Raw genomic sequence first — 21,581 nt, 5'->3', positions numbered from 1 at the left:
GATGCCACGGTATGCGATCACCGCCGGTTCGCGAAAGAGCCGGGCTGGCAGCGGATATGCGACCTTGCTCAGGACGATTTCTCCGGCATAATCGCGGGGGTACCGATCTCGAGTGGGTAACAGCAGCCGGGGAGACGGGGAGGGAGGACGCGATGCGGCCCAGTCTTCCGGACGGGCACAGTGGCGCACAGGAGAACGAGGGTTCGCTCGGCTATAGCCGGCGCACCGCGCTCACGTGCGCCGCCGTCCTGGCTGTCGCGGATCTACTAGGCGTCGACGCCGCCGCGGTGTCGACCAGTTCGCCCTTCACCGATCTCGGCCTCGGTTCCAGTCAACTCGCGAGGCTGACCGCCCATCTCGAAGACGCCATGGGAGTCGAGGTTCCGCTGACCGCGATCTACGACCATCCGGACATCGAACAGCTTGTCGAGTATCTCGCGATGCGATGAGCGGCGCGCCCACCGACCCCGCCTGCTCGCATCCACCCGTCTCCGTCATCGGCATCGGCTGCCGACTGCCCGGAGCGGCGAGCGCCGCCGAGTTCTGGCAGCTGCTGATCGAGGGCCGGGACGCCACGTCCACCCCGCCCGCCGGGCGGCTCGGCTCCCGCCACGGCGGGTACCTCGACGACGTCGAGTCCTTCGACAACGACTGGTTCGCCATCTCCGACCGCGAGGCCGCGCTCATGGACCCGCAGCAGCGGCTCGCGCTGGAGGTCGCGGTCGAGGCGCTCGACGACGCCGGGATCGGCTATCGCGTACGGGGTTCCGGGGCAGCCGTCGTCTTCGGCGCTTCGGGATACGACCACGGCATCGCGGTACTCGGCCGCCCGGGCCACGACGCGCCCTACGCGGTGACCGGGTCCGCGCTCAGCATCATCGCCAACCGGCTGTCGTACGTGCTCGATCTGCACGGGCCGAGCCTGGTGCTCGACAGCGCCTGCTCGTCCTCGCTCGCCGCGGTGGACCTCGCCGTCCGGCTGCTCGCCGACGGCACGGTCCCGTTCGCCATCGTGGGCGGCGTCAATCTCGTCTTGCTGGAGCACACCTCGAACTACCTGGCCGAGGGCGGGTTCCTGTCACCCGGCGGGCGGTCGGCGCCGTTCGACGTCACCGCCGACGGCTACACCCGCGGCGACGGCTGCGCCGTGGTGGTGCTGCAACGCAGTTCGGACGCGGTACGCGAGGGCAACCGGGTCTACGCGGAGATCGTCGGAAGCGCTGTCGGGTCGGACGGGCGCTCGAACGGCCTGTACGCGCCGAACGGCCGTGCGCAGCAGGAGACGTTGCGTACCGCCTGGTCGCGGGCCGGGAGCGCGCCGAGCCGCGCCGGCTACATCGAATGTCACGGCACCGGTACTCCGTTGGGCGACGCGGTGGAAGTCGGCGCGCTCGCCGCCGCGCTCGGCGACAGCGCCGGGGAGCCGATCTGGATCGGTTCGGTGAAGTCGAACATCGGGCATCTGGAGGCCGCCGCCGGAGTGACCGGGATGGTGAAGACCACACTGTCCATCCACCACGGGATGATCGCCCCGACGATCAACGTCAACACCGAACACCCACTGCTGCACTTGGCCGAGCGCGGCCTGCGTGTGCCGACCGAGCCGGTGGACTGGAGCCGGGTGGCCGCTCCGGAGCGCGTGGCGGGCGTCAGCTCGTTCGGATTCGGCGGCACGATCGCGCACATCGTGCTCCGCGGCGTCGACCCGGCCCGGTCCGACCGTGCCGAGCACTTCCCGATTCTGCTGACGCTCACCGCACGCGACGAGGAGGAATTGCGCGAACGCGCACAGCGGCTGGCCGTCGAACTGGACGAGGCGCGGCCGCCGCTGCGCGAGTTCGCCTCGGCGGCGGCGCGATCGCTTCCCGAGCAGGCCCGGGCAGCGGTCCTCGCGCACGATCACGCCGACGCGGTGCACCGGCTGCGCGCTTTCGGAGGCGGCGACGCAGGCGCGGCGCTCGGCCCCGTGGCGAACCGCCGCCGCGGCGGGCTGTTGTTCCTGTTCTCCGGACAAGGCGGCCAGCATCCGAAGATGGGCCGCGCGCTGGCGGCGCGGTATCCGGTCTTCGCCGCCGCGCTCGCCGAGACGACCGACGCTATCGTGGCGGCGGGCGGGCCGCGAGTGTGGACACCGCGCCACGGTTTCGCCTCCTCGGGCGAGACGCAAGCCACGGATCTCGTGCAGCCCGCGTTGTTCGTGTTCCAGATGGCGCTGGTGAAGCTGCTGGCGGCGTGGGGAGTTCGGCCCGACGCGGTGGCGGGGCACAGCCTGGGTGAGATCGCGGCGGCGGCGGTGAGCGGTGCGCTGTCGGTCGCGGACGCGGCGCGCGTGGTGGTGCTGCGCAGCGCGACCCTGGCGCATCTGGACGGGCACGGCGCGATGGCGGTGCTGGAGGCGCACCCGGACGAAGCGGCCAAACTCGTGGAGCCGATGCGGGCGGAGGTGGCCATCGCCGCGGTCAACGGCCCGAGATCGGTGGTCGTGTCCGGCACGCCACGCTATGTCGACACACTGGTGCGGCGGGCCACGCGCCGCAACATGTTCGCGCGCAAGCTCGCGGTCGACTTCGCCGCGCACAGCCCGCAGGTCGTTACCGTGCTCGCGCCTTTCGTCGCGGCGTTGACCGAGATCACCGCCCGGACACCGCGCGTACCGGTGTACTCGACGGCGCGGCGCGGCATGAAACTCACCACGGCGGCGATGGACCGCGACTACTGGTCCGAGAACGCGGCGGGCACGGTGGAATTGGCGGCCGCCTTGGAACGCGCGGCGGGCGACGGCATCTCGACCGTGGTCGAGATCGGCCCGCATCCGTTGCTGCTTCCCGCGGTGCGGGAGTATCCGGACTTCCGCGACGGCACGCATGCCGTGGCGCTGCGCGATGACGAGGCGAGCGGCTTTCTCACCGGCTTGGCGCGGCTGTACCTGGAGGGGCGGCCGGTCGATTGGTCCGCGCTCGGCCCCTTCGGCCCGCTCGCACCGCGGCAGTGGCGCAAGCGGAAGTTCCCGCTGCTGGTGGCCGGGCCGGCGAGCGCGCACGTTCCCGAATCCGCGTTCGCCGCCGAGGATCTCGCTCATCACGTGGTGCAGGGCGAGGGCATCGTCCCCGCCGTCTTCTGGCTGCGCAGGCTGCTGCGACTCGCCCGGGACACCGCCGGGACGGCCGCCCTGGCCGACTTCGCCGTGCACGAGCGAACCGATCCGGCCGTGCTGGCCGAGGTCGTCTACCGCGGGCCGGGAGCGGAGGAAAGCGTGCGGGCGGAGGTCACGGGCACCGGGACGCTGGCTTCGGCCCGGCCCGCCGGTGACCCCACACCCGCGGATATCGTCGCATGGATGCGGGTGGTCGACGCAAACCGGGCCGCCCGGCACCACATGCGCGTCATCACCACCGGCGCTTTCTACCAGGAATTGCGCCGCAGGCGGCTGGAGTACGGTCCCCGGTTTCGCACGCTGCGCGGTATCGCGGCGGGTACCGGACGCGCGCTCGGCCTGTTCGACGCCGCTGAATTGCATCGCACCGCAACGCTGGACGGCTGCTTGCACGTGCTCGCCGCGACGGTGTTCGACGAGTTGCCCACCGCATCGATTCCGCTGCCGATCGGCATCGACTCGGCCTGGCTGTCGCACGAGCCGAATCGCCACGTGCTCGAGGTGCACGCGCTGGTGCGGGAGCGCGGCGACACCGGACTGGTCGGGGACGTCATCGCGACCGACCAGCACGGCGTGCCCTGTCTCGCCTTCTCGGGCGTGCGCATCCGTTACGCCGACCCCGGTACGGAGGAGGGGCTCGACCCACTTCGCACGGTACGTGCCGACGAAACGCAGATCGCGCCCTTCCGTCACGAGGTTTGGCAAGCTCGCGATCCCGGCTCGCTCGGGATCGGCGACGCGGCCGAGAGCCTCGTGCGGCGCGCGGTGGTGGTGGGCGCTTCGGATCTCGCGGTACGGCTCGCCCACGCGTTGGACGCCGAACTGCCGACCGAGCGGATCGCACGCGAACCGGACGACGCGTGCCCGCTCGTCGCCGCGGTTCTCACCGGGCGCGGCGGCGGCCACGCCGTAGTGGCCGTCTGGCCCGCGGACTCCGGCGGGAGCGAGGACCAGGACGCCGCCGCGGCGACGAGTCGCGTCCTCGAACTGCTGCAACTGGTTTGCGCCCACGCCGCTACCGCGTCCGTGACGGTCGTACTGCCGCTGCTGGAGGCGGCGCGCGCACTCTCGCGGCCCGACGAGCCCGGCGCGCCGATCTCGATCGTCCCCGCCGCGATCGCCGGGCTGGTTCGCTCGCTCCAACTCGAGACGGGCCGGACGGTACGGCTGATCTGGGCCGACCCCGACCTCAGGAACTTGCCGCCGCTCACCCGTCTGGTGACGGCTACCGGCAGCGCGATTCCCGGCGAGCTGCGCCTGTCGGCGGGCGAGGTCGCGGTACGGTGCTTCGCGCCCGCGCGAGCGCGCGCCCTGCCGGTCGCCGGCATCGACGCGAACGGAACCTACGTCGTCACCGGCGGGCTCGGCACGCTCGGTTCGGTCGCCGTGCGCTGGTTGCTCGACGCAGGCGCGCGCGACGTGGTGGTGCTGACCCGCGCGCCCCGCCCGGTGCCCGCGCTGCTCGACGGCTTGGAGGACCGCATCGTCGTGGTGCGTTGCGACGCCGCAGACCGGGACGATCTGGCTAACGCGCTCAGCGATATCCGGGCCTCCGACTCCGCGATTCGCGGCGTCGTGCACGCGGCGGGCGTGCTGGAGGACGCCGGATTCGACGCGGTCACCACCGGCCAGGTGGCCAGGACGTTCCTGCCCAAATCCACCGCGGCGGGCAATCTGATCGAGCTCACCGCGCCCGACGCCACGGATTTCGTCCTGTTGTTCTCCTCGGCCACCGGTGCGCTCGGGGCGCCGGGGCAAGCCGCCTACGCCGCCGCCAACGCGGCGATGGACGCCCTGGCACAGCGTGATCCGGGCAGGGGGATTCTGAGCGTCGGCTGGGGGCTGTGGGATTCCGGCCTCGCCGCGGCCGCCGGCGGGGCGGCCCATCTGCGGCGCGCGGGCATCGGGGCGTTCGACCTGCGGCGCGGAAGCGCCGTACTGTCCCAGGCCCTGCGCTACGACGGCCCGTACCTGCTCGCCCTGGAGTACACCCCGACGACCGACGCGTCCCCGGTCGCGGTGCGCTTGGCGAATTTGCTGGCGCCGACGCCGGATTCGAGCATCGTTTCCGCCCGGCACACCGCGACCGAGCCCGCGCCCGCGGAGCCGACCGAACCGCTGACCACGATCATCCGCCGGGTGCTGGCGAGCACGCTCGATCTGTCCGCCGAGCACATCGACCCCGCTGCCGACTTCAACGAGCTGGGGCTCAGCTCGCTGCTCGCGATCGAGATGCGACGGAATCTGGAATCGCGGCTGCGCGTCCGGATCGCCACCGCGGAGTTGTTCAAGCACCCCACCATCACCGCCCTCGGCGCGGCCCTGCTCGAGCGTGTCGCCACGCACACCGGAGACGCCTCGTGAGCAGCGACGCGCACCCGGCAGGCAATGGCCTCGCGACGTCGGTGGCCGCGTGGGCCGCCATCCGGCCGGACGAGCCGGCGTTCACCGAACTGCGCTTCCGCGTGCAGGAACGGGTGCCCCTCACGCTGACCTACGCCCGGCTGCACGCCGCGGCGGGCGCGCTGTCCGCACGACTACGGCAGGAGAGCGCGCCCGGCGACCGAGTGGCCCTTCTCTGCGCCCACGGCATCGACTACGCGGTGGCGTTCCTCGCCTGCCTGTACAGCAATCGAGTCGCGGTGCCCCTGTTCCCGGCCACGGGCGCGCGCAACCGCGACCGCCTGCACGCCGTCCTGGCCGACGCCCGGCCCGCACTCAGCCTGCTCTCGGCGCGGGACGAGATCACCGCGCCGATCCTCGGTCCCGCGCTGGGCCGGATACTCACCTTGCCCGCGACCCTCTCGGTAGCGGAGTGGGATCCGGCCGATCAGATTCAGTCGAGCACCCATCCGGTGCTCGCGACGGCGGATGCGGTCGCGCGGCAGACGGAATCAGCGCAGGCACCTTCCGGTACGCCGGGCATGCGTGCAGCCGCTTCGATCACGGGTTCGGCCGCGGTGGACTTCGCGGCCGCGCCCGTCATCGACCCGGTGGGCGACGAACTCGCTTACTTGCAGTACACCTCCGGCTCGACCAAGTCTCCCGCCGGTGTCCGGGTCACCCACGAGAACCTCGCCACGGCGTTGACGCAGCTCGGGCATGCCGTGTCGGTCGCGGACGATCGGCCTGTCGTGTCCTGGCTGCCGTTCTTCCACGACATGGGGTTGATTCTCGGCCTTTCGCTGCCGCTGTTCCTGGGCGTGCACGGCATCACGCTTGCGCCCGCGGAGTTCGTGAAGCGCCCCGTCCGCTGGCTGCGCGCGATCTCCGACTACCGCGCCGGTACCACGGGGTGTCCCAATTTCGGCCTGAAGCTCGCGGTCTCGGGCACTACCCCCGCCGAGCGGGCCGGGCTGGATCTGTCCGGGCTCGACCTCGTGCTCAACGGATCGGAACCGGTCCGCGCCGACGCGCTCACCGAATTCACCGAGACCTTCGGCCCATACGGCTTCCGCCATCACGCGCACACCCCTGGCTTCGGGTTGGCCGAAGCCACCCTCACGGTCACCGTCTGCGACCAGCACGCGGACCCGGTGTGGCAGCACTTCGACCGTGCCGCGCTGGCCGAAGGACACGTGGTCGCGCTACCCGAGGCAGCGCCGGGATACCGGGACGGCGTGCCGCTGGTCGGGTGCGGCGCACCCGTCGGGCAGGAGCTGCGAATCGTCGATCCGGTGGCCGGGACCGTGCTGCCGGCCGGGCGCGTCGGCGAGATCTGGGTAGCCGGAGACAATGTGTGCGACGGGTATTTCGGCAGGCCGGATGCCACCGAGGAGACCTTCCGCGCCACCGTGCCGGGGAGCGCCGCCCGCTGGCTGCGCACCGGCGACCTCGGATTCCAGCACGAGGGGCAGCTCTACATCGCGGGCCGCCGCAAAGATGTCATCGTGGTCGACGGTCGAAATCACTATCCCGCCGATATCGAGGCGACGGTGCAGGCATGCGCCCGGGAGGTCCGGCCGGGCCACGTGACGGCGTTCGGGCACGACGACGGGCTTCGCGAAGACCTGGTCGTGGTCGCCGAACTCGTCACGCTCGGCGGCTGCGAGACCATCGAACTGTTCGCCTTGGCCCGGCGCATCCGCACCGCGGTCGCGTCCATCCACGAGGTGATGCCCGGTGCGGTGCTGCTCGTGGAGCCGGGACGGATTCCCAAGACCAGCAGCGGCAAGCTCCGCCGCGGCGAGTGCAGGGCCCGCTACCTCGCGGGCCGGCTGCAGCCGGTCGCCATGATCTGAAGCCAGCGAATCTCCGCGGAGCGAACGGTCCTGACGAGGACGCGCTCGTTCAGGAATCGGCTCGGCCCATGAGGCGATCGGTCTCGCGCCGCTCACGCTTCGTGGGCCGCCCAGCGCCGCGGTCGCGACGGGGCAGGCTCGCCACGATCTCGCGCGGAGGAGGAGGCGGACTGCGATCGATCAAGCATTGCGCGGCGATCGGAGCGCCGACACGCTTGGTGACGATCCGCTCCACGATGACGATGCGTTCGATGCCGCCGGCCCGGATGCGGACCTCGTCACCGGGGCGTACGGGTTGGGCGGGCTTGGCCGTCGCGCCGTTCACCCGGACGTGCCCACCGCGACATGCCTCCGCGGCAGCGGATCTGGTTTTGAACAGGCGCACCGCCCAGGTCCACGAGTCGACGCGGGCCTGGGTCGCAGTGCTCTGGATGCCGGATTCGGCGCGGGCCACTCGTCAGACGATACGGCGTGCGGTGACCACCATGTCGGGGCGCAGCGGTGTGTAGGACACCGGCGTACCCGACTGCACCGCGTTCAGCAGCTTGTTGTCGCCCGCATAGATGCCGACGTGACCGCCGCCGTTGGTGATGACGATGTCGCCCGGCTGCAGGTCGTGGTAGGCGACCGGTGCGCCGACGTGCGACTGCTCGAAGCTGGTGCGGGGCAGTTCGACGCCCGCCTGGCGGAACGCCCACTGGACGAGGCCGGAGCAGTCGAAGGCCCTGGGACCCGCGGCGCCCCAGGAGTACTGGGCGCCGACCTTGGTCTTGGCGGCGTCGAGGGCGATATCGCCCGGGGAGTTCTGCTGCTGGCCGAACAGGCCCGGCAGCATCGGCGCGAAATTGGGAGCCTGCGGAGCGACCTGCTGCTGCGCCTGGGGAGCGGCGGGGGCAGCCGCGAGCGCCTGCTGGATCTGCTGATTGAGCTGCTGGACCGGCTGTTCCCATTCTTGCGGAACGTCGAAATTGCCGACACCGGGAACGTTGATGGTCGCGGCCATGGCCGGAATCGCGGGCATGGCGCCGGTCGCGGCCACCGCACCCATGACAATCGCACCCTTGACGGAATTCGGAACCCGAGAATCCCGTTGCAAGCTGTGTTTACCCACCGAGCTACGTCTCCGATCTTGCTGCTCTCCCGCCGACCGGGTTAGCTGACGGGTTCGGACCGGGAGAGCGGCCCTACCTCGCAACCGAAAATGGCCGCAAGGATTCACCCCAGACGAACCTGTGGGTCCCCGGCACGACAGCCGAGACCAGTTGGCCCCGACAGCCGTTAAGGCGGTAACTAGTGGCGCCGTTTCACTTACGAAGCGACTTGTTCCACTAAGTCACGAGAAGATTACGGTGCGGACGCGATGTTGTCCAGCGCACAGAGCTGCGACTTTTCCATCACCGCCGGGGCCGCGACACCATAGGCGGAAAACGGCCATAGGGACTCGGGTCACGACCGGATCTCGGTGGGCGGGGCCGGTCACCGAAAGGACAACCTCGCCCCGTACGGGCACCGGGTCAGGACCGCGAGCCGTGCACCGCGCGCTCGAGCTCGTCGATCCTGCGGCGCGCCTCGGCCAGTTCGACCTCGAGCCCGCCGAGCGCCATGACCAGCGGCCCGACCGCGAGATCGGCGACCAGTTGGGGATCGTCGTAGCCGCGTTCGATCGCGACGAGGATGTTGGACCGGATGCGCTGGGCCACCGTGGCCCCCGCCGGAACATTCCAGGACCTGACCACTTCGGCGAGGCCGGGCGGGTTCGGTTCGTCGGACATGCCCCCTCCGTTCCCGCGCGTCGATACCGCGCGACCATTCTGGCGAACCGCCACCAGCCTAGGGAACCGGCGACGAGAGCAATAGTGCAATACGGACCGCTAGGGCTCTCTAGGACACGCCGTAGACGCGCCCAGATTATCCGGACGAAACGCGCTACGGTGTCAGGGCATGGACCCCGTGCGGAATCCGTATGCCCCCGGAGCGGGACAGCGCCCACCCGAATTAGCCGGGCGCGACAAGCAACTCACTGCTTTCGACATCGTGCTCGAACGCGTCGCGCGTGGGCGCCCGGAACGCAGCGTGGTGCTCACCGGCTTGCGCGGGGTCGGAAAGACGGTGCTGCTCAACCAGCTTCGCTCCGCGGCGATATCCCGCGGCTGGGGCACCGGCAAGATCGAGGCGCGACCGGACCAGGAACTGCGCCGCCCGCTGTCCTCGGCGCTGCACATGGCGGCGCGAGCGATCGCCACGTCGCACCGGAATCCGGAGCGGGTGGACGACTTCCTCGGCATCCTCAAGGCTTTCGCGTTGCGGGCCACCGCGGACAAGGGCATGCGGGAACGCTGGCAACCCGGCATCGACGTACCGGCGGTCAGCGGTCGGGCCGATTCCGGCGACATCGAGATCGATCTGGTGGAACTGCTGGTCGAGGCGGCGGCGCTGGCCGGCGACATCGGCGTCGGCATCGCGATCTTCATCGACGAGATGCAGGATCTGGGGCCCGCGGACGTCTCCGCGATCTGCGGCGCGTGCCACGAACTGAGCCAGGACGCCGCGCCGCTGATCGTGGTCGGCGCGGGCCTGCCACACTTGCCCGCAGTGCTCTCCGCCTCGAAGAGCTACTCGGAGCGACTGTTCAGCTACCACCGCATCGACCGCTTGGACCGGGAATCCGCCGACCAAGCGCTGATCGCGCCGGCCCAGCGCGAAGACGTGAAGTTCACCGACGAAGCGCTGGACGCGTTGTACCGCAAGGCCGATGGCTACCCGTATTTCGTGCAGGCCTACGGGAAGGCCGCCTGGGATCAGGCGCCCGAGAGTCCGATCACGGCCGAGGACGTCGAGGTGGCCTCACCCGCCGCCGAGGAGGAGCTGGCGGTCGGGTTCTTCGGGTCCCGTTACGAGCGGGCTACACCAGCCGAACGCGAATACATGCGCGCTATGGCCGACCTGGCCGGCGACGACGGCCCGGTGGCGACCGCGGCGGTGGCCAACGAACTCGGCCGCAAACCGGCTTCCCTTTCCCCCGCCCGCGACGGCCTGATCAAGAAAGGGCTGATCTACTCCGCCGAACGCGGCACGATCGGCTTCACGGTCCCGCACTTCGGCCGGTACCTGCGCTCGGTCTGAGGGTCGTCCGGCGGCGCATTGCCGACTATGGCCATATCTTCCAAGATCAATAGATATTCGTAGATTTATCTCGACCAGCAGCCCTACCGATGGGTAACAAACCCTCCTACACTCGGATGTGATCCTGATCACGTCCGAGGGAGGACATCATGGCGACAGCCGCGAAAGTCGACGCCACCGAAGAACAGGCCCGCGCACTGGTCGAGGAGTCCCGCGAAACGAGCTGGGCCAAGCCGTCGTTCGCCAAGGAGATGTTCCTGGGACGGTTCCGGCTCGACCTGATCCACCCGTATCCGCAGCCCGGCCCCGAGGACGCCGAGCGCACGGAGGCGTTCCTGTCCCGGCTGCGCACGCTGTGCGAGTCCATCGACGGATCGGTGATCGAAGCGGAGAGCCGGATCCCGGACGAGTACGTCAAGGGCCTGGCCGAGCTCGGCTGCTTCGGTCTGAAGATTCCACAATCGTATGGCGGCCAGGGTCTTTCCCAACTCGGCTACAACCGCGCGCTGATGCTGGTCGGCTCGACGCACCCGAGTCTCGGCGTCCTGCTCTCGGCGCACCAGTCCATCGGTGTGCCCGAGCCGCTCAAGCTGGCGGGCACCGACGAGCAGAAGGCCGAATTCCTGCCCCGCTGCGCGGCCGGGGCGGTCAGCGCGTTCCTGCTCACCGAGCCCGATGTGGGCTCCGACCCGGCCAGGATGGCCAGCACCGCGACGCCGACCGAAGACGGCGAGGCCTACGTGCTCAACGGCGTGAAGCTGTGGACCACCAACGGCGTGGTCGCCGAACTGCTGGTGGTGATGGCCCGGGTGCCCAAGAGCGAGGGGCATCGCGGCGGCATCTCGGCCTTCGTGGTCGAGGCCGACTCACCGGGCATCACCGTGGAGCGGCGCAACTCCTTCATGGGCTTGCGCGGCATCGAGAACGGCTTGACCCGGATGCACAACGTCCGGGTACCCAAGCGCAACCTGATCGGCCGGGAGGGCGACGGCCTGAAGATCGCGCTCACCACGCTGAACGCGGGCAGGCTCGCCATCCCCGCCCTGTGCACCGCCGCCGCCAAGTGGTCGTTGAAGATCGCGCGCGAGTGGAGCACCCAGCGCGTGCAGTGGGGCAGGCCGGTCGGCGAGCACGCGGCCGTGGGGCAGAAGATCGCCTTCATCGCGGCCACCACGTTCGCGTTGGAGGCGGCGCTGGATCTGTCGGCGACCATGTCCGACGAGGGCCGCAACGACATCCGGATCGAGGCCGCGCTGGCCAAGCTGTGGGCCAGCGAGATGAGCTGTCAGATCGCCGACGAACTGGTGCAGATCCGCGGCGGACGCGGCTACGAGACGGCGGCTTCGCTCGCCGCGCGGGGCGAGCGGGCCGTTCCGGCCGAGCAATTGGTGCGCGATCTGCGGATCAACCGCATCTTCGAGGGCTCCAGCGAGATCATGCGACTGCTGATCGCCAGGGAGATGGCCGACGCGCACATGGCCGCCGCGGGCGCGCTGGTCGACCGCAAGGCCGAGCTCAAGGACAAGGCGAAGGCGGCGGTCGGAGCGACGGGTTTCTACGCCAAGTGGTTCCCGCAGCTGGCGGTCGGAGCGGGGACGGTGCCCGCGGCGTACACCGAATTCGGCGTACTGGCCCGGCACCTGCGGTTCGTCGAGCGCAGTGCGCGCAAGCAGGCGAGGTCGCTGATGTACGCGATGGGCCGCTGGCAGGCGGGCCTGGAATACCGGCAGAACTTCCTCGGCCGGATCGTCGACATCGGCGCCGAGCTGTTCGCCATGTCGGCGGCCTGCGTACGGGCCGAGGCACTGCGCGCCGCCGACGCGCCGGAGAGCAAGGCGGCCGAAGAACTGGCGGACGCCTTCTGCAGGCAGTCCCGTGTGCGCGTGCGCAGGCTGTTCGACTCGCTGTGGGAGAACACCGACGATGACGACCGCACCCTCACCCGCGGCGTGCTCGACGGCCGCTACGAGTGGCTGGAGGAGGGCGTGCTGGACCCGAGCGAGGGAACCGGACCGTGGATCGCGGAGTGGCAGATGGGTCCGTCGACGGAGGAAAACCTCCTGCGCCCGTTCCTGCCGTCTACGCGCCCCCGCGCGGGGTCCTGATCGCCGACCGCCCGTCGCGGCGCCCGACGTGGGCCGCGGCGGGCGGTCGCTCGCCCAATATTCGCAAGTCTCGGATTTCTCCTAGAAAGACGCAGATTCCCCTTGCCGCTCGCCGCGGAAGCCCGCAGGTGCGCAGCACAATCTAAAGGAATCTAGTTTCTGAGCTATTGATTCGTAGATTTTCCTGTGAGCCCGCCTGACGGCTGCCCGATCGACCGGCAGCCTCAATTGCGCAACGTGTGCGTAACGGCAGGTGTGGGCCGCTAACGGCGCGGAAATCCAGTCCGACAACTGGGCAGGAGCGCCGATCATGCGCCTCGCTCACAGGAGAGTGCCATGTCCACGAGCATCGCCCGCAGCGCCGCCGATCACGACGGCCACCGCGTCATGGTGTCGGCCGATGACGGCATTCCCCTCGCGGTCCGCGTCTTCGGCGCCGACGACGCCACCGCCACCGTCGTCTTCGTCCACGGCCACTGCTTGCGCACCGAATCCTGGTCCTACCTGCGTGATCTGCTGCTGCGCCAGTGGGGGAGCGACACCAGGATGGTGTTCTACGACCACCGCGGCCACGGCGAATCCGGGGCGGCGCACCCATCGACCTACACCATCGAGCAGCTCGGCCACGACCTGGACGCCGTGCTGCGCGCGGTCGCGCCGACCGGGCCGGTGATACTGGTCGGCCATTCGATGGGCGCCATGGTGGTGCTCGCCTACGCCCGGCTTCATCCCGAGGCCATCGGCACGCGGATCACCGGCGTCGGACTGCTCGCGGCCGCGGCCGCCGGAATCACCGAGGTCGGGCTGGCGCGCCTTTTGAACCGGCGGGCGGTGAACTCGCTGCAAGTGGCCGTCACCCGCGCCCCCCGCGTGATGCAGGCGTCCAGGCGCCTGACTCGTCGCCTGTGCACGCCGATCCTGCGCGAGGCGGAATTCGGCACCAAGAAGGCGAGTCCGCGCATGACCGCGCTGGCCACCGCGATGCTGAACGAAACGCCGCTGCTGACCATGGCCGGGTTCCTGCACTCGCTGATCACCTTCGACGAGACCGCGACCCTGCACCGCCTCGGTGTCATCCCCGCGCTGGTGCTGGCAGGGTCTGCGGACATCATCTTCCCCTTCGCGCACTCGGTGGCACTGGCCTCTCAACTGGCCGGCGCCGAGCTGGTCCGCCTGGAGGGCGCCGGCCACAGCGTGATGCTCGAACGGGCCGAAGAAGTCGCACTGTCCATCGCCGGACTCGTGGAACGAGCCTTCGCCGCGGCATGCTCGGCCACCGGGTACGCCGCCGCCTGCTGACATGACCTATGGCAACCGAGGGGCAATCATCTGATTTCGGCCCAGCACGAGCCAGGAACAAAATCTTTCTGTACTGTGTTGTAGATCACGTTGTGTGGTGGGTCACACAACTCGATGTCGCGCGGTCCGAGGCAAAGGGGCAACCGTGCACCACGGCATCGAGTTCGCATATCCGCCAGGGAATTCAGGAGGTCTCGATGACACGCAGCGAACTTGCGGAACTACGCTACGCGGTCGGCCAGCTCCGGCAATCCATCGGCGTACTGCGCAACCAGTACGGCGACGCCAGCACGGTACGCAGGCTGGAGAACGACCTCGAGCGGCTCGTCATCGACGCCGACGAGTTCGAGAAGTCACCGCCGCCGGAGGTGCGGCGCAGCGCCCAGGACGTCATCTACGTGCCGGACAGCAAGTCCGACGAGGCCGCCTGGATGGGCGCGCAGGACGAGGGGCTCGGCTTCCACTCCCGTCCGCGGACGAAGTAATCCCGTGCTGGGCGGCGCGACGCCGCCCAGCACGGTGCGTTGCGGCCCGGCGGCGGCCGGGCCCCGCGTGTCAGCGGGGGCCGCGTTCGAACAGGGCGCCGATCATGGCCGAAATCCACGGCCCTCGGTGCGCGGTGTCTGCGTGCGCCATAGCTCGGGCACGACATCGGCACGTTGCGGGGGCTGGGCCGCTCTCGAGCGCGATCGACCGCCGTCGTTGACACCCGCTCGACCGGCGTGTGTCCCGTGACCGCTCGACTCACCATCGCCGCTCACATCGATCCCGGGGTCGAATGTCATACCGATGGCCTGAGGCGGCACTTCCCCCGCACGGCCTGCGTAGATCCGGGTCACCGAGTGCCAAGCCGGTTGAATGGGGCCATCAAGCGCGACGCTGGTTCAACCACCCACCCAGCGCAACCGCGCTTCAGCCAGCCACCCAGCGCAACCGCGCTTCAACCAGCTACCCAGCGCGACCCCGCTTCAACGGGGCAATCGAGCGCGCCGCCGGTTCGACCGGCAACCAAGGTGCGGCGCCGGTTCGACCGGCAAATTTATGCCGGGCCGGTTCGAACGGCCACCCAGCGCGACCCAGTTCGACCAGCGCGAGCCCGCTTCAACAGGCCAATCGAGCGCTCCGCCGGTTCGACGGGTAACCAAGGTGCGGCGCCGGTTCGACCGGCAAATTTATGCCGGGCCGGTTCGACCGGCAATCGAGACGGCGGACGCGACGCCCAGGGCCGCAGGCACTGGAATCACCCGCGCCGCCGACCGGGTCGCAAATCGGTGAGGGCGAGTTCCTCGATCGGAGCCGATACCACAGCCGACCCGCATCGTTGCCGCGAGCTCGAAGCGCCCGGCGCGATCACCCCATCCGGTATCGGCGACCACCTCGCCCGAAACTTGTTTCGCGCGAGTCGAGTTCGAAAAGTCCGGTTAGCCCGCTACGCGGCGTAAGCAATCAAGCGGCACGCGGAATGTGGCGCAAATCATACGGTTGACGGCGCGCTTGGTTTGTCGAGACCCCGCTCGATCCATAGCGCACGTGTCGTATGGTGCTCAGCATCACATTCGATTGCGGAGGTAACGATGACCACCCGCACACAAGATCAGCGAGGCATCCACCTGTGAGTGCCGCACCGACCGCCGCCCCGGAAGCGGGCACCGGCGTTTTCAGCAGAACAAGGGCCCGGATCTCGGAACGCACATTGCGCACCGACCGATGGTGGATCCCCCCACTCGTCACGGTGCTCGGACTCGCCGCGTTCGTCATCTACGCGACGGTCAGATCGTATGTGCGCACGGCGTATTGGGTTCCGGACTACCACTATCTGACCCCGTTCTACTCACCGTGCCTGAGCACTTCCTGCGTCGAGGGTTCCAGCCATTTCGGCACCCCGTTCGGCGAACTGCCGGTGTTGTTGCCGCTGGGCTTCGTGGTGCTGCCCTTCCTGCTCGGCTTCCGCCTGACCTGCTACTACTACCGCAAGGCCTACTACCGGTCGGTGTGGTTCTCGCCGCCCGCCTGCGCTGTGGCCGAGCCGCACGCCAAGTACACCGGCGAGACCAGGCTGCCGCTGATCATCCAGAACGCGCACCGCTACTTCTTCTATGTGGCCCTGATCGTTTCGGTGATCAATACCTATGACGCCATCGTCGCGTTCCACGGCAAATCCGGCGGCTTCGGTTTCGGCCTCGGCAATATCGTGCTGCTGGTCAACGTGATCCTGCTCTGGGCGTACACGCTGTCGTGTCACTCGTGCAGGCATATCGCGGGCGGACGGCTCAAGCACTTCTCCGGCCATCCGGTGCGCTACTGGTTCTGGACGCAGGTCTCCAAGTTGAACACCCGGCACATGGCGCTGGCCTGGACCACTCTCGGCACGCTCGTGCTGACCGACTTCTACGTCATGTTGGTTGCCAGCCAAACGATTTCGGATCTGCGGTTCATCGACTGACCGCCTCATCGAGGAGTTTTTCTGCATGGCAGAAGTGGAACGGCACAACTACGACGTCGTCGTGATCGGAGCGGGCGGCGCCGGATTGCGAGCGGTCATCGAAGCCAGAGAGCACGGGCTGTCGGTCGCGGTGGTGTGCAAATCGCTGTTCGGCAAGGCCCACACCGTGATGGCCGAAGGCGGCTGCGCGGCTTCGATGGGCAACGCCAACGAAAAGGACAATTGGCAGGTCCATTTCCGGGACACGATGCGCGGCGGCAAGTTCCTGAACAACTGGCGCATGGCGGAACTGCATGCCCAGGAAGCGCCCGATCGGGTGTGGGAACTGGAAACCTACGGCGCGCTGTTCGATCGGACGCCCGACGGCCGCATCAGCCAGCGCAACTTCGGTGGCCACACCTACCCGCGGCTGGCTCACGTCGGTGACCGGACCGGCCTGGAGATCATCCGCACGATGCAGCAGAAGATCGTCTCGCTGCAGCAGGAGGATTTCGCCGAGACCGGTGACTACGAGAAGCGCATCAAGGTCTTCGCCGAATGCACCATCACCGAATTGCTCAAGGACGGCGACCGCATCTCCGGCGCGTTCGGCTACTGGCGCGAATCCGGCCGCTTCGTCCTGTTCGAGAGCCCGGCGGTGGTGCTGGCGACCGGTGGCATCGGCAAGTCGTACAAGGTGACCTCGAATTCCTGGGAGTACACCGGTGACGGCCACGCGCTGGCGCTGCGCGCGGGCGCGACGTTGATCAACATGGAGTTCCTGCAGTTCCACCCGACCGGCATGGTCTGGCCGCCCAGCGTGAAGGGCATCCTGGTCACCGAGGGTGTGCGCGGTGACGGCGGGGTGCTGAAGAACACCGAGGGCAAGCGGTTCATGTTCGACTACATTCCGCCGGTCTTCAAAGGGCAGTACGCCGAGACCGAGGAAGAGGCCGACCAATGGCTGCGCGACAACGACTCCGCACGCCGCACGCCGGATCTGCTGCCGCGTGACGAGGTCGCCCGCGCCATCAACGAAGAGGTCAAAGCAGGGCGCGGCACCGAGCACGGCGGCGTCTTCCTCGACATCGCCTCCCGGATGCCCGCCGAGGAGATTGTGCGGCGGCTTCCCTCGATGCACCACCAGTTCAAGGAACTCGCGGACGTCGACATCACCAAGGAGCCGATGGAGGTCGGGCCGACCTGTCACTACGTGATGGGCGGTGTCGAGGTCGATCCGGACACGGGCGCGGCCACGGTGCCGGGACTGTTCGCCGCGGGCGAGTGCTCCGGCGGCATGCACGGCTCCAATCGCCTGGGCGGGAATTCGTTGTCCGACCTGCTGGTATTCGGCCGCCGGGCCGGGCTCGGGGCCGCCGCCTACGTGGAGCAGCTCGGCGCGCGGCCGTCGGTCTCGGAGGACGACGTCACGAAGGCCGCGAAGGCCGCCGTCGCTCCGTTCGATCCTCCTGCCGACGGCAAGGGCGAGAACCCGTACACCCTGCATACCGATCTGCAGCAGACGATGAACGACCTGGTCGGCATCATCCGCAAGGAACACGAAGTACGTGAGGCTATCGACAAGCTCGCCGAGTTGCGCGCCCGGTTCCGTCAGGTGACCGTGGAAGGCCACCGCCAGTTCAATCCCGGCTGGCATCTCGCCCTCGATATGCAGAACATGCTGCTGGTCAGTGAATGCGTGGCGCACGCGGCGCTGCTGCGGACCGAGAGCCGCGGCGGGCACACCCGCGACGACCACCCGTCGATGGATCCCGATTGGCGCAACAAACTACTGGTCTGCGCGGTGGATCCGAGCACGGCCGGCGATCCGATCCCGGGCGTCACCGTGACGCGCAAGGATCAGCAACCTATGCGATCGGACCTGCTCGCCCTCTTCGATCTCGGCGAGCTCGAGAAGTACTACACCCCGGATGAACTCGCCGGGCACCCGGCCGCGGCCGGGCATTCGACGGAGCGAGAGGCGTAACGATGGGTTACGACGCCAAATTCCGCGTATGGCGCGGCGATCTCGACGGCGGAGAATTGCACGACTTCACCGTGCTGGTGAACGAGGGCGAGGTGGTGCTCGACATCATCCACCGGCTACAGGCCACCCAGGCACCGGACCTGGCCGTGCGCTGGAACTGTAAAGCGGGCAAGTGCGGTTCCTGCTCGGCCGAAGTGAACGGGCGGCCGCGCCTGCTGTGCATGACGCGGATGTCCACCTTCACCGAGGACGAAGTGATCACGGTGACGCCGATGCGCACCTTCCCCGTGATCAAGGATCTCGTGACGGACGTATCGTTCAATTACGAGAAAGCCCGCGAGATCCAGTCGTTCACGCCGCCCGCCGATCTCAAACCGGGTGAGTACCGGATGAAACAGGTCGATGTGGAGCGTTCCCAGGAATTCCGCAAGTGCATCGAATGCTTCCTGTGCCAGGACACCTGCCACGTGGTACGCGATCACGACGAGAACAAGAAATCGTTCGCGGGGCCGCGCTATCTGATGCGGATCGCCGAGCTGGAGATGCATCCGCTGGACGTCGGCGACCGGACCGAGCTCGCCCAGGACGAGCACGGGCTCGGCCTGTGCAACATCACCAAATGCTGCACCGAGGTATGCCCGGAACATATCAAGATCACCGACAACGCGTTGATCCCGATGAAGGAACGGGTGGCCGACCGCAAATACGATCCACTGGTCTGGCTGGGCAACAAGCTGTTTCGCCGTTAGCGGCGGGGAGGACCGGCCGGGGCGATTCCCGGCCGGTCGGCGCACCCTTACAACATGGCCACGACACCGAGGGCCACGATCCACACCAGCAGGCCGACGAACAACGCCGACAGCAGCGAGTGGGTGAGGACGAAGACTCCGACCGCCGCCACTGCGAACAACAGCGCGACGATCAGCCATTCCACCCAATCATCCGGCCGCAATTTCTTGTGTCGGGGATGGGAACTCTTGAGCCCACGGTCCACAGAGAGTGGGCTACCCGTCTCGGAACCAGGCAAACGTCTTTTCGTTGCCGAATATGCGTCGTTCCGTGATCTTCGGAAGCCGCCGCGCCTTATCGCGGCCGGTCGAACTCACCGTCTTGCACGCCTGCGGTGAAGGCGGCCCACTCGCCGGGCGTGAAGATCAACACCGGCCCGTCCGGGTCCTTTCCGTTGCGCATTCCCACATGGCCGTCTGCCAGTAGCGTCACCTCGACGCTGTCGTCTCCCGGCCCTTCTCCGGCCTTCCGCCACGTGGCGCCGGTCAGGTCTATGTTCGCGTTGCCTTGAATGCTCACGAATTGGACTCCTTCGTTGTCTGCCGCGGCAGACGTGTACGGACCGAGAACCCAGCACTCCCCGCTGGACGCACTCACGCGCGGCCCGATATTACCGCCGCCGAGCGGCGCTGTAGGGCGAACAGCCTGCCGAAAATCGAGCCGGTATCCCGACCGGCCACGATTTCCCGGCGCGTCCTCGCGGCGTGCTCCGCCTGCCATCAACGGCGGCGCGGCGCCGGATCCGCCCACGCGCGGATGGCCGCGACCACCTCCCGCCCGGACGGTCTAAACCCGTTGCGCGGCGGCACGATCCACGATCGGATCGCGCCGACCGACGCGGTCGGGGATGGCAGCGCGATCGTCGATCCGGTGCGGGATACCGACACGTTCAGCCGGAACAATTCCGCGAACAGGCGCGTATCGTTTTCGGGCAGGTCCGGCGCGATCAAGAAGGTCCATCGATTCGAGCGCGGGTGCGCCAGGATGGGGCCGACCCGGATGCGTTTGCTCTGCATATGCGCCTTGACCGCCTGTCCCAGGCTGCTCGGCATGGTCAACGCCCACACCGATCCGGCACGCAGCACGATCCGGCCGAGTCCGGGTGGGTCGACAATGGCGGGCAGATCACATTCCCGCCGGTAGAACTGGCATCTGGACCGTGGTGTATCCCCGAGTGGCCTCTGCTCCACTGACAACCCCCTGCAGTTGTGTGGTTCGTCGATGAGGTGCGCGCCATACCGAAGCCCCTGCGATCTGACCACGGCTCCCGCTCGCGTACCGATGTGAATGCGGCGATGGCCGAGTGTGGCGCGACGAGCTCTAGTTTCGCTTCGCCGCGGGCCGCTGCGACTGATAAAGAATGTGCAAAATTGTAGAAAAATGGTTTCTTACGGGGCACATGTGAAAGATGTGACTCAGTGCCAGGTATGGTCCGTCAGGGCGGTGCGAGGGCCGAACTTCGGTTTGTGGAAGTGGCCGCTGACTTCGAGCAGGCGAATCGCTCGATAGCGGTGCGGACGCAACGGTTCCAGATATTCGACCATCGCCTCGTCATCGATCGGACGGCCGAGCAGAGTCCAGCCGACCGCGGCGGCGAGGTGATAATCGCCGACCGACAGCGCGTCCGCGTCGCCGAAAGCCCGCTGCGCGATCTCCGCGGCGGTCCATACCCCGATACCGGGCACGCTGCGCAGCATGCGTGCCGCCTCGGCCGGGTCGGCACGCGCGGCACGCTCCAGCGACTCGGCGATCCGAGCCGAACGCACGATGGTCTGGGCGCGCTGCGGCCCGACATTGGCCCGGTGGTAGACCCAGGAGGGAATCCGCCGCCAGGTGTCGGCGTCCGGCGGGAGTCGCATTCCGTCCGGCGCTGGACCCGGCGCCGGTTCGCCGTACTGCCGGACCAGCTTCCGCCACGACGCCCGTGCGGAGACGGTGTGCACCTTCTGCTCCAGCACCGCGGGCACCAAAGCCTCGAAGACCAGGCCTGTGCGCAACATACGCAGGCCGGGGAAGCGGCGGTGGGCATCGGCGAGCTTCGGGTGATCCGGGAGAAACGCGGACACGTCCTCGTCCAGGCAGAGCATGTGCTCGAGACCCGCGAGGAATTCCGCCGCCCCGGGCCCCCACGCCCCTGCCCGCACAGCGCACGGGCCGGACTGGGCCAGCCGGTAGGTGACCGGCCCGGTCGGCAGCCGGGACGCATGCCAGTGGGCGCCGTCACCGGTCACCCGGTGGCACGGGTCGCCGGTGCCACGGCCGAGCGGAGCGAGCGTGCACGCCAGATCGATCGGCCGATCCGTGGTCACCGTCCGGCTCGCTTCCGGCTCGACCGTCACGCTGCGCACCGACTCATTCTGCCCGGTGCGGCGCGCGGCGTCGCAGCACCCTCCGCCGGACACCACGATTATCATCTGGACCACACCAGAAGTCTTTCTATATCTATCGTGCATTATTATCG

The 21,581-nt window shown here is 68.6% G+C and carries 17 protein-coding genes and 1 riboswitch; of the genes, 10 read left to right on the top strand and 7 right to left on the bottom strand.

Annotated elements, in window-relative coordinates; all coding sequences use genetic code 11:
* Positions 1 to 152 precede the first annotated feature (152 nt).
* The 3 genes from ACZ6DL_RS08885 to ACZ6DL_RS08875 are packed head-to-tail and all read left to right on the top strand — an operon-like array spanning position 153 to position 7,395.
* Positions 153 to 449: an acyl carrier protein gene (locus ACZ6DL_RS08885; protein ID WP_051175699.1), complete on the top strand. Its 297-nt coding sequence runs from the start codon at positions 153 to 155 to the stop codon at positions 447 to 449.
* Positions 446 to 5,518 (top strand): SDR family NAD(P)-dependent oxidoreductase, encoded by a 5,073-nt coding sequence (locus ACZ6DL_RS08880; protein WP_466050015.1) that lies wholly within the window; start codon positions 446 to 448, stop codon positions 5,516 to 5,518. The genes ACZ6DL_RS08885 and ACZ6DL_RS08880 overlap by 4 nt, the downstream gene beginning before the upstream one ends.
* Complete coding sequence (locus ACZ6DL_RS08875; protein WP_466050014.1) at positions 5,515 to 7,395, top strand: fatty acyl-AMP ligase; 1,881 nt, start codon at positions 5,515 to 5,517, stop codon at positions 7,393 to 7,395. Before ACZ6DL_RS08880 ends, ACZ6DL_RS08875 begins: the two co-directional genes overlap by 4 nt.
* A gap of 49 nt (positions 7,396 to 7,444) precedes the next feature.
* Here ACZ6DL_RS08875 and ACZ6DL_RS08870 read toward each other — a convergent pair whose 3' ends face one another.
* From ACZ6DL_RS08870 to ACZ6DL_RS08860, 3 genes are all read right to left on the bottom strand, one after another.
* Complete coding sequence (locus tag ACZ6DL_RS08870; RefSeq protein WP_245549225.1) at positions 7,445 to 7,849, bottom strand: RNA-binding S4 domain-containing protein; 405 nt, start codon at positions 7,847 to 7,849, stop codon at positions 7,445 to 7,447.
* Positions 7,850 to 7,852: 3 nt separating this feature from the next.
* On the bottom strand, positions 7,853 to 8,443 hold the full coding sequence (locus tag ACZ6DL_RS08865; protein ID WP_040871243.1) for a C40 family peptidase: 591 nt from the start codon (positions 8,441 to 8,443) through the stop codon (positions 7,853 to 7,855).
* A 78-nt stretch (positions 8,444 to 8,521) separates the two neighbouring features.
* Positions 8,522 to 8,691: riboswitch (cyclic di-AMP (ydaO/yuaA leader) on the bottom strand.
* 218 nt (positions 8,692 to 8,909) lie between these two features.
* A complete protein-coding gene (locus ACZ6DL_RS08860; RefSeq protein WP_466050013.1) occupies positions 8,910 to 9,167 on the bottom strand; it encodes a hypothetical protein in 258 nt (85 codons plus the stop codon).
* A 169-nt stretch (positions 9,168 to 9,336) separates the two neighbouring features.
* Here ACZ6DL_RS08860 and ACZ6DL_RS08855 point away from each other — a divergent pair, with 169 nt between their 5' ends.
* The 7 genes from ACZ6DL_RS08855 to ACZ6DL_RS08825 all read left to right on the top strand — a co-directional run bounded on the left by ACZ6DL_RS08855 (position 9,337) and on the right by ACZ6DL_RS08825 (position 19,080).
* The gene (locus ACZ6DL_RS08855; RefSeq protein WP_466050012.1) at positions 9,337 to 10,518 is read left to right on the top strand and encodes an AAA family ATPase; all 1,182 of its coding nucleotides are present in this window, start codon (positions 9,337 to 9,339) and stop codon (positions 10,516 to 10,518) included.
* 149 nt (positions 10,519 to 10,667) lie between these two features.
* On the top strand, positions 10,668 to 12,623 hold the full coding sequence (locus ACZ6DL_RS08850; protein WP_466050011.1) for an acyl-CoA dehydrogenase family protein: 1,956 nt from the start codon (positions 10,668 to 10,670) through the stop codon (positions 12,621 to 12,623).
* Positions 12,624 to 12,959: 336 nt separating this feature from the next.
* A complete protein-coding gene (locus ACZ6DL_RS08845; RefSeq protein ID WP_466050010.1) occupies positions 12,960 to 13,922 on the top strand; it encodes an alpha/beta fold hydrolase in 963 nt (320 codons plus the stop codon).
* A gap of 197 nt (positions 13,923 to 14,119) precedes the next feature.
* Positions 14,120 to 14,407: a hypothetical protein gene (locus ACZ6DL_RS08840; protein ID WP_040871251.1), complete on the top strand. Its 288-nt coding sequence runs from the start codon at positions 14,120 to 14,122 to the stop codon at positions 14,405 to 14,407.
* Between the two features lie 1,127 nt (positions 14,408 to 15,534).
* On the top strand, positions 15,535 to 16,365 hold the full coding sequence (locus ACZ6DL_RS08835; RefSeq protein WP_393231756.1) for a hypothetical protein: 831 nt from the start codon (positions 15,535 to 15,537) through the stop codon (positions 16,363 to 16,365).
* 25 nt (positions 16,366 to 16,390) lie between these two features.
* Positions 16,391 to 18,331, top strand: a complete 1,941-nt coding sequence (locus tag ACZ6DL_RS08830; RefSeq protein WP_466050009.1) for a fumarate reductase/succinate dehydrogenase flavoprotein subunit — start codon at positions 16,391 to 16,393, stop codon at positions 18,329 to 18,331.
* A 2-nt stretch (positions 18,332 to 18,333) separates the two neighbouring features.
* Positions 18,334 to 19,080, top strand: a complete 747-nt coding sequence (locus ACZ6DL_RS08825; protein WP_466050008.1) for a succinate dehydrogenase/fumarate reductase iron-sulfur subunit — start codon at positions 18,334 to 18,336, stop codon at positions 19,078 to 19,080.
* 47 nt (positions 19,081 to 19,127) lie between these two features.
* On the opposite strand, the gene ACZ6DL_RS08820 is transcribed toward ACZ6DL_RS08825, so the two are convergent.
* The 4 genes from ACZ6DL_RS08820 to ACZ6DL_RS08805 all read right to left on the bottom strand — a co-directional run bounded on the left by ACZ6DL_RS08820 (position 19,128) and on the right by ACZ6DL_RS08805 (position 21,534).
* Positions 19,128 to 19,265 (bottom strand): hypothetical protein, encoded by a 138-nt coding sequence (locus ACZ6DL_RS08820; RefSeq protein ID WP_466050007.1) that lies wholly within the window; start codon positions 19,263 to 19,265, stop codon positions 19,128 to 19,130.
* Positions 19,266 to 19,414: 149 nt separating this feature from the next.
* On the bottom strand, positions 19,415 to 19,639 hold the full coding sequence (locus ACZ6DL_RS08815) for a DUF397 domain-containing protein (RefSeq protein WP_466050006.1): 225 nt from the start codon (positions 19,637 to 19,639) through the stop codon (positions 19,415 to 19,417).
* 200 nt (positions 19,640 to 19,839) lie between these two features.
* A complete protein-coding gene (locus tag ACZ6DL_RS08810) occupies positions 19,840 to 20,310 on the bottom strand; it encodes a DNA-directed RNA polymerase subunit beta (RefSeq protein ID WP_466050005.1) in 471 nt (156 codons plus the stop codon).
* Positions 20,311 to 20,535: 225 nt separating this feature from the next.
* Positions 20,536 to 21,534, bottom strand: a complete 999-nt coding sequence (locus ACZ6DL_RS08805; RefSeq protein ID WP_466050490.1) for a DNA-3-methyladenine glycosylase family protein — start codon at positions 21,532 to 21,534, stop codon at positions 20,536 to 20,538.
* Positions 21,535 to 21,581: the final 47 nt, after the last annotated feature.

The sequence above is a fragment of the Nocardia sp. NPDC041819 genome (assembly GCF_055590505.1).
This window is presented reverse-complemented; position numbering and strand designations above follow the sequence as displayed.

What these genes read in the sequence shown, in the direction of transcription:
- ACZ6DL_RS08865 (WP_040871243.1), bottom strand. Translation starts at nt 8,443, where the DNA reads ATGGGTGCGGTGGCCGCGACCGGCGCCATGCCCGCGATTCCGGCCATG.
- ACZ6DL_RS08860 (WP_466050013.1), bottom strand. Translation starts at nt 9,167, where the DNA reads ATGTCCGACGAACCGAACCCGCCCGGCCTCGCCGAAGTGGTCAGGTCC.
- ACZ6DL_RS08845 (WP_466050010.1), top strand. Translation starts at nt 12,960, where the DNA reads ATGTCCACGAGCATCGCCCGCAGCGCCGCCGATCACGACGGCCACCGC.
- ACZ6DL_RS08885 (WP_051175699.1), top strand. Translation starts at nt 153, where the DNA reads ATGCGGCCCAGTCTTCCGGACGGGCACAGTGGCGCACAGGAGAACGAG.
- ACZ6DL_RS08855 (WP_466050012.1), top strand. Translation starts at nt 9,337, where the DNA reads ATGGACCCCGTGCGGAATCCGTATGCCCCCGGAGCGGGACAGCGCCCA.
- ACZ6DL_RS08805 (WP_466050490.1), bottom strand. Translation starts at nt 21,534, where the DNA reads ATGATAATCGTGGTGTCCGGCGGAGGGTGCTGCGACGCCGCGCGCCGC.
- ACZ6DL_RS08840 (WP_040871251.1), top strand. Translation starts at nt 14,120, where the DNA reads ATGACACGCAGCGAACTTGCGGAACTACGCTACGCGGTCGGCCAGCTC.
- ACZ6DL_RS08880 (WP_466050015.1), top strand. Translation starts at nt 446, where the DNA reads ATGAGCGGCGCGCCCACCGACCCCGCCTGCTCGCATCCACCCGTCTCC.
- ACZ6DL_RS08850 (WP_466050011.1), top strand. Translation starts at nt 10,668, where the DNA reads ATGGCGACAGCCGCGAAAGTCGACGCCACCGAAGAACAGGCCCGCGCA.
- ACZ6DL_RS08830 (WP_466050009.1), top strand. Translation starts at nt 16,391, where the DNA reads ATGGCAGAAGTGGAACGGCACAACTACGACGTCGTCGTGATCGGAGCG.
- ACZ6DL_RS08825 (WP_466050008.1), top strand. Translation starts at nt 18,334, where the DNA reads ATGGGTTACGACGCCAAATTCCGCGTATGGCGCGGCGATCTCGACGGC.